This window comes from Desulfovibrio sp. 1214_IL3152 (assembly GCF_036763055.1).
Classification (GTDB): Bacteria; Desulfobacterota; Desulfovibrionia; order Desulfovibrionales; family Desulfovibrionaceae; genus Desulfovibrio.
The window spans coordinates 1-1920 of record NZ_JBAIYW010000242.1 but is presented as its reverse complement, the minus strand read 5'-3'; the positions used below and the strand labels follow the sequence as shown (position 1 = coordinate 1920).

The 1920-nt window shown below is 57.1% G+C and carries 2 protein-coding genes; both read left to right on the top strand.

All coding sequences use genetic code 11. The features are described 5' to 3' along the window. Positions 1 to 611 (top strand): transglycosylase SLT domain-containing protein (locus V6C07_RS05080; protein ID WP_333535278.1); only part of this gene is annotated, 611 nt, incomplete at its 5' end. Between the two features lie 473 nt (positions 612 to 1084). Then, positions 1085 to 1681: an OmpH family outer membrane protein gene (locus V6C07_RS05075; protein WP_333535277.1), complete on the top strand. Its 597-nt coding sequence runs from the start codon at positions 1085 to 1087 to the stop codon at positions 1679 to 1681. The last annotated feature ends 239 nt before the right edge of the window (positions 1682 to 1920 follow it).

Genomic DNA, 1920 nt, shown 5'->3' with positions numbered 1-1920 from the left:
CGCGTGCGGGCAGGAGCATCGGTCGCGACGGCACAGGAAACGCGCTTGCCGCCAACGCCTATGGCAACGGAGGCACGCTGCCCCCCAGGGTGCGGCGCTATCAGCAGATAGTGGAAAGCTTTGCCGGTCGCTATAACCTGAGCACCGAGCTTGTGTATGCCATTATTCACAGCGAAAGTTCGTTTTCTCCCACTCTTGTAAGCCACAAGTCGGCCATGGGTCTTATGCAGATATTGCCGGACACGGCAGGCGGCGAGGTACACCGCTACCTGTACGGGCATACGGGCGATGTGAGTTTTGAAGACCTGCGCGTGCCGGAAACCAACATCCGTTACGGCACGACCTATCTGCATATCCTGCTCACACGCTATTTTTCCGGGGTACATGACCCGAGGTCGCGTGAATATTGTGCCGTGGCCGCCTACAATATGGGGCCGAACCGGTTTTTGCGGCTTTTTGGCAACAGTCCCGAAGAGGCTGTGGACGCCATCAATGCGCTGACTGCGGAACAGTTGTACGAAGATCTGACCATCCGGCTGCCCGTGGCTGAAACCCGCGCCTATGTGGCCAAGGTCGCCAGGATGAAGGGGCATTACGCCGCTTTGCAATAGCGCTGATCGGTTTTTCGAATGTATTTTTCAAAGCTCAAGACGCGCTCGCAGCGATGCGTAACCGCGCACATAAACGGCATTTACGCCTGCGCGTCAGATGTCGGTTTCCGCAGCCGTCCGAACAATTTCAACGTTAGAGCAGTTTACGAATGAAACGAGTCAACTGCTCTGCAAGGATTTTCCTGAAAATCCTTGCCACGAAATGCGAGCAGGCAGGCTTTTGCCTGCCGTAAGCAAGCATTTCAAGTGTTAAATGCTCTAGATTGCTCCTGGGCGAACTTGCGTCAAGCCTGTTCCGCCGGTAGCCGTGCGGCGGGATGTCCTTTGCGACGGCAGGTATGTTTTTGAACAGAAAGCAAGGCCCGCCGGGAAAAAACGGTTGAGGTGGCAGTAAAAACAACGTACACCATTGACAACACGCCGCGCAGGCCGTGCAACGGCACGCGGAAATTCTGAGAGGAGTATCCATTACCATGCGTATCCGTTATTTTATGCCGCTGGCCCTGTTGCTGAGCCTGATGCTTATTGCCTGCCAACAGGGTGAAGGCTCATCCCAGGCCAAACTGGCGGTCGTTGATATGACGCGCGTCATGCGCGACAGCGAAGCCGGCAAGGCTGGCGTGAAGCACCTTGAAGGTCTGCAGGCCGACATGCAGGCGCAGCTGAACAACATCCAGAAGCGTCTGGAGCAGAACGCCGATGACGCCGATGCCCAGAAAGAACTGCAGACCGTGTACATGGCCTCGCAGCAGCGCATGCAGGTGGAGCAGCAGAATGTTGTCAACGTGCTGTATGATACCATGCAGCGCATCATCAACGCCTATCGTGCCGACAAGGGCTATGCCCTTATCATCAGTTCCGAGGCTGCCGCTTCCTTTGATCCCAAGGCTGACGTGACCAGCGATATCATCGCGGCCATGGACAAGCAGAAGATTGACTTCAAGCCCGCCGGCGAAGCCGAAAAGGCCCCTGAAGCCGAAGCTGCCAAGCCCGCCGACAAGGCTGCTGAAAAACCCGCCGACAAGTCCGCTGACAAGGCTGACAAGCCCGCAAAGGCCGACAAGAAATAGCCTTTGCGCCGAGCGTTTCCAGTATCGGCTCAGGCCGGACAATGACTGTTCAAAAACCCCGCTGGCAAGCAGTGGGGTTTTTGTTTTTCTTTTCAGTCCGGCCTGCCGCTGCGCCCCTTCCCTGCCGCCCGCCGAGCCGAGGTCCAGACCAGGGTAATGGATAACGTTGCAACCGGTAAACTGTCCATCATGCACAGGCAAGCTCTGCCCCCGGCCCGCAATGCCCCGCGCAGGGGCTG

Bases quoted from the DNA above. Each gene is read 5' to 3' on its own strand.
- V6C07_RS05075 (WP_333535277.1), top strand. From the start codon at position 1,085: ATGCGTATCCGTTATTTTATGCCGCTGGCCCTGTTGCTGAGCCTGATG.